At 51.4% G+C, this 5,189-nt stretch carries 4 protein-coding genes; 3 read left to right on the top strand and 1 reads right to left on the bottom strand.

All coding sequences use genetic code 11. The features are described 5' to 3' along the window. Positions 1-2,104: 2,104 nt before the first annotated feature. On the bottom strand, positions 2,105-2,533 hold the full coding sequence (locus tag CAG65_RS21210; RefSeq protein WP_161454898.1) for a hypothetical protein: 429 nt from the start codon (positions 2,531-2,533) through the stop codon (positions 2,105-2,107). A 78-nt stretch (positions 2,534-2,611) separates the two neighbouring features. On the opposite strand from CAG65_RS21210, the gene CAG65_RS21215 reads away from it, so the two are divergent. The 3 genes from CAG65_RS21215 to CAG65_RS22340 all read left to right on the top strand — a co-directional run. After that, a complete protein-coding gene (locus tag CAG65_RS21215; protein WP_161447533.1) occupies positions 2,612-3,199 on the top strand; it encodes a phage tail protein I in 588 nt (195 codons plus the stop codon). A gap of 2 nt (positions 3,200-3,201) precedes the next feature. Then, complete coding sequence (locus CAG65_RS21220; protein ID WP_161447534.1) at positions 3,202-4,320, top strand: phage tail-collar fiber domain-containing protein; 1,119 nt, start codon at positions 3,202-3,204, stop codon at positions 4,318-4,320. Continuing rightward, positions 4,320-5,189, top strand: an 870-nt coding sequence (locus CAG65_RS22340) for a hypothetical protein (RefSeq protein ID WP_161454899.1), incomplete at its 3' end; no start/stop codon positions are given. The genes CAG65_RS21220 and CAG65_RS22340, both read left to right, overlap by 1 nt.

The raw sequence follows: 5,189 nt of genomic DNA on the forward strand, positions 1-5,189 counted from the left end.
GCTCTTTATCGCCACCCAATACATCATAGAGCCAGGAGGCCAAGGTTTCCCCCGCCACTGAGCCACCCACGGAGCCTGCCACCGCTCCGGGTGCTGCACCGACACCCCCAAACAGCGCGCCCAATGCGCCGCCCCCTAAACCGCCCAGCCAAGAGCCTGCGGTCGCACCGACGTCTTTCCAGACTTGTTCGGTATCACCTTTCAACGCACTGTCACCGATAGACAACGCACTTAATGCGGTCCCGAGAAACGGCAACTTCTTCATCAACCCTTTGCCGGCCCCCGAGAGCGTTGTGCCAGCTCTTGACCACAGGCTGGTCCCTTTTGCTATGTTGGCAACAGGCTCGGCTGCCTTAGAGGAAAACAGGCCACTGAATAGACGACTGGGCTTGAAGCCTTTCTCTGCCCCTGTAGCGACACCAAACACTTTTCCTAACGCCTTCTTACCCATGCGGGTGGCCATCAATCCTCCGAAGCCGGTCAAACCCACAGACCCCGCCAGTCCGGCATAGCCTAATGCTGAGTGCTCATTCATGGCCCCCGTTGCTGACCCCGTCACACTGGATATCGCGTCCCCTAAGCCATCAAACTTATCAATGAGATTGGCTGCACTGTTAGACACCGTATCGGCCATGGAGCCCAAGGCGTTCATCGCTTTATCCATTGACGTGGCGATGCCCTTGCTTGCTTCATCCAAAGATTGTGTGCCTTCGAAGACCTGAGCGCCTTCTTGCAGACCTTGTTGCATGGCATTCAGGCCTTGAGTGCCAATATCCTCAGACAAAATGGTGCCGCCCATCGCCTCAAGGATCGGTTTCACCGCAGCCGCATCGGTTTGACTGGCGCTGTTCACTAAAGCCAGCAGAGCGGCGTAGTGATTCCCGGGCGCCTCACCTGTGGCCACATCATTGCGCACCCGGTAGGCGGCCTCTTTAATGCGATTGCGCAGGTCGATGTCGCTTATCGCATCAATGGAGCCCGCTTTATCGTCTTCGCCGACCAGTTTGGCAAATTCCCCTTTATCGCTGAAACGTGCCATGAAAGATTCCTTGAAAGCATCCCCAACTTTGTCGGTATTCCACACACCCGCCTGACGGGCACGAACGATGGAGGCGGCGAATTGGTCGAAGGAGATTTTATCGCCGAGCAGAGGGGAGTATTCGGCGAACGTATCGAGTAGGTCGCCATTCGCATCGCCGACCATTGAGCTGGTGGCGTACACCTTATTGGCGGCTTCCTCAATGCTGATACCAAAGCCCTTGGAAATGTTCGCCAGGGCACGAACGGTTTCTGGTGAGGAATAGTCAGGGAATATCTTCTGCAGTTGAATGGCCGCTTTTGTCAGGGCTTGCGTGTCGTCTTCACCTANGTTCTGTTGCTTGGCTAACGCCTGGGCGGAGAAGATGCTCTCCTGGTCGGCGCCATACCGTCGGATCAAGTCGGAACGAAATTGCCGCTGCTCTGCTGACTGCACGTCATCCAGAGAATAGCTGCTGCGGGCCGCCAGTAACCGCTCGTTGCGGGCCTTGTCGTTTCCTGCCCAGGCCAACCCTGCCGATGCGACAGCGCCGCCCGCCATCGTACCGATTTTCTCAATTTGCTTAAGCGCACTTCCTTGCTGCTTCAGACCTCGGTTGGTTTTTTGGATTTCTGTCTGAAGGCGCTTCTCCTCCTGAGCAATGTTGTTGATATCGATGCCGGTGTTTTTCAGTGTTCGCCCAAGCCGCACCAGCTCGCGCTCTTGTACTGTAATGGCTTTTTTGTTTTGAGTTTCCTGCTGATTCAGCGTCTTCAGCGCTTTTTCCGCTTTTTTAAACGCATCGATGTCCGCCGTGGTTTTCTGTAGCTGCTTAAACTCTCGCTCCAGCTTACTGGATTCTTTCTCAATCTTTTTAGACTGCTGGGTAAACGCATCCTGAATACCCACAATCAGTTCTAATGCGTAATTGCTGTTGCTACTTTTCATGATTAAACATCTCAATAAGATACGCGAACTGTGCCCAATCGGCCCGGAGCAATTCTGAAGCCGTCACAATGCCGATTTTTCGATGGGTAAGCAGACGAAAAGATTGGTCGAATACCGTTGATTTGATTCGGGCGAGATTCAGCTCTTTCCCATCAAATGCGCCAGGTTGATGTGCTCCTCATAAGGCAAGTTAATCAGCATGTCGACCGGCACCACCACTTCGCCTTTCATTCCTAATTTCGTCAGCTTTCCATGCTCATCCCGCGCTTCTTCCACACGTTCACCGAATACGAGAATGCTGGAGGCAATGTGGGCCGTGATGGCATCGTTGGACTCAAAGCCATATTGCTCTTTTGTGAATCGCACCGCCTCAATGCGGTCTTTCACCAGTGCTTTACGCACCCGCTTCGCACAGTTGAGCACCATCCCGCCAAACTGGATGGGAGTATTCAAAATGCAGAGGTCAAATTCCATCATTGCACGCGCAATGTCTTCCAGGGCGAAAACCTGAGCGTCCGGTTTCGATACGGTTTCAATGGTGTTGTTCGGTTGATGTTCAGTGCTCATGATGTATCTCGATGTGAGTGAGGTAGAGCCCGCATTGTGTCTTTATATCACCCAGCCATCTGCCGAACGGAAATGAGGATGTTGAGACTCGGTATTCTGTCATCACTGGATAAACGAGACGTAATGATGCTGCCCAAAATCTTAAAGCAAGACATCCGGCTGAGAACACTAAGCCGTCTGACCTCCGAAGAAATGAACGAGGTGCGCTCAGCGATTCAAGGGTTGCAGGTACTGGATATCGATCATGTGCATGAGTCGTATCTGCCCTGGCTTGCCTGGTGGTTTCGAGTTGACACCTGGAACGATGCCTGGCCGCTTGAGCGCAAACGTGCCGTCGTAAAAAATGGCCTGACACTGTACAAGTACAAGGGCACCATTTGGGCGGTGGAGCGCGCATTGGACCTGACTGGCTTTGACCCCAAACTCACCGTTTGGCATCAAATGAATCCGCCTGGCGAGAAAGGCACTTTTCTTGTGGAAGCCACCCAGGAACAAGGCGGCTTGACTCAAAAGGATTATGAGAACGTGGTGACGTTAGTGGAGAGCAACAAACAAGGCTCCCAGCACTGGAACATGATCGTCCGGAATCCTTTAAGTCGTGGCGGCATCTATGCCGGCATCCATACCCGCAGCCGAAAACGCATCACCGTGACTCTTATGGATTGATTATGGCGAACGAACCTTTAAAAAGCGCAGTGGTCACTGACGTCGGTTTGGCTAAGTTAGACGCAGCCTACCAAGCCGGTGAGAAAGTGATTATCCGAGAAATCGCATTGGGCGATTCAAACTTTGAATATGTTGAACCTAACACCGCCTTCACTCAACTCGTTAACGAGTTTGGGCGTCAAGACATTAATGAAGGCAATACCACAGACCGGTGGATCCATGCCTTAGTGTATGTCGATAGCACCCGGTTTGCCGGGGAGTCCGTTTGGGAGTTTGGGCTATACGATGATGAAGGTGATATGATCATCTACAGCTCATATGTCCCCAGCTTGGTGCCTGATATTGGTCAAGATTACATTCAATTGGAAATCGAATGCTCCGTCGATTTATACAACGCCTCTGCTGTGACGCTTGAAGTGACCCCCATTTACCCTCAAGCCACAGAGCGAGAGCGTGGTATCGCGAAGATTGCGACGGTGGAAGACGTCACAACCGGGACAGACGATGAAAAAATACTGACCGTTAAAAAGTTGATGCATTCACTGGGAGTACCGAATGTCATCGACAAGCTGGTCACTAACCTCTGGTTAAAGTTGGCCGCAAAAATATTCCCTGTCGGTGCGGCCATTCCTTGGTTTACGAATGAAGCCCCTGATGGCTTTGGTATCATGAAGGGTCAGGCCTTTGATGTGAAGACCTATGTTCAACTTGCATCCATTTGGCCGAACGGCATTATTCCCGATATGCGCGGCTGTGGCGTCATCGGGAAAGAAGACGGGGAAACGGTCGGAGCTTGGGAAGAAGGCCAAGTCAAAGCGCATGGACACCCCGGTTCGAGTGTCGGCTCTACAAATTTGGGGACCAAAAATTCGAACACGACGGGTAGCCACGCGCACCCATATACAGTGAGGACCATGTCTGGCGCGCTCTATGGAGGGAGTTATAATGCGGGCTTTAGCAATCCATCAGGAAGCTATACAAACACAACGGCATCCGCAGGTAACCACTACCACTCAACTTCCATTGGCGCTCATGCTCACAGTTTATTCATTGCACTGTTTGGTGCGTCGAGAAACACCATTAACCACCGTAAAGTAAACTGGATAGTAAGGCTGGCATAATGACTAAATTCTTCGAACACTCTCAACCCGTCAACGTGTCACGTATCACTCCAGATGGGTGGTGGATTGAAAATACCGTAGAGCACGTTTCTAAAGGTACCGCTTTAGGTTCGGATTTTACTCAGACTGTTTATACTCCATCAAGCGCCGGGATGATTGCCCACTACGATCGTGATAAAGACGTTTGGTCCAATGAAATCGAAGACATGACATGGAAAGCGTTTTGGGATGAACACGGACGTCGTTACGTCATAGGCCAGCCAGATGGTGATTATCCAGAGTGGGCGATACAAAAACACCCACCTGAGTACGATCCTGACACTCAAACCGTCTTATACAAAGAGGATGAGTGGACAGTCTATGAGATCCTTATTGGCCAGTCCTACTACAATGAGTGGGGGATGGCGTTTTTGGTCTCAGACTACAACTTTGAACTGCCTGACCATCATGTTTTTGAAGCACCACCAGAGCCTAAAGAAGGGTTCGCAATAAAGTTAGTGAAAGGCACTTGGCAGGAAGTCCCGGATCATCGAGGTCAGTATGCTTATGCGAAGGACAGAGATAACCCTGAGCTCTACGACTATTTAATTGAAACTATCGGGGATGTGCCAGATACCCACACGCTTCTTGCCTATCAGCCTTATGATTCGTGGATGAATGACGTTGACGGGTGGGCCTATGACCCAGAGCGCCACAAGCCGGTGCGGGCGGCAGAAGAATTAGAATGGCGAGATCGTGAGCTCTTTAAGGTTCTGAGCCGCATTGATCAATATGAAAAGGACCAGAACTATCCAGAAGCGCTAAGAACGTCCCCTATAAAGACTGAGGAGCAGTTCATTCAATTGCTCAGGGACCGAAAGGTGTTGAGT

The organism is Vibrio sp. V39_P1S14PM300 (assembly GCF_009904765.1).
GTDB lineage: Bacteria > Pseudomonadota > Gammaproteobacteria > Enterobacterales > Vibrionaceae > Vibrio > Vibrio proteolyticus.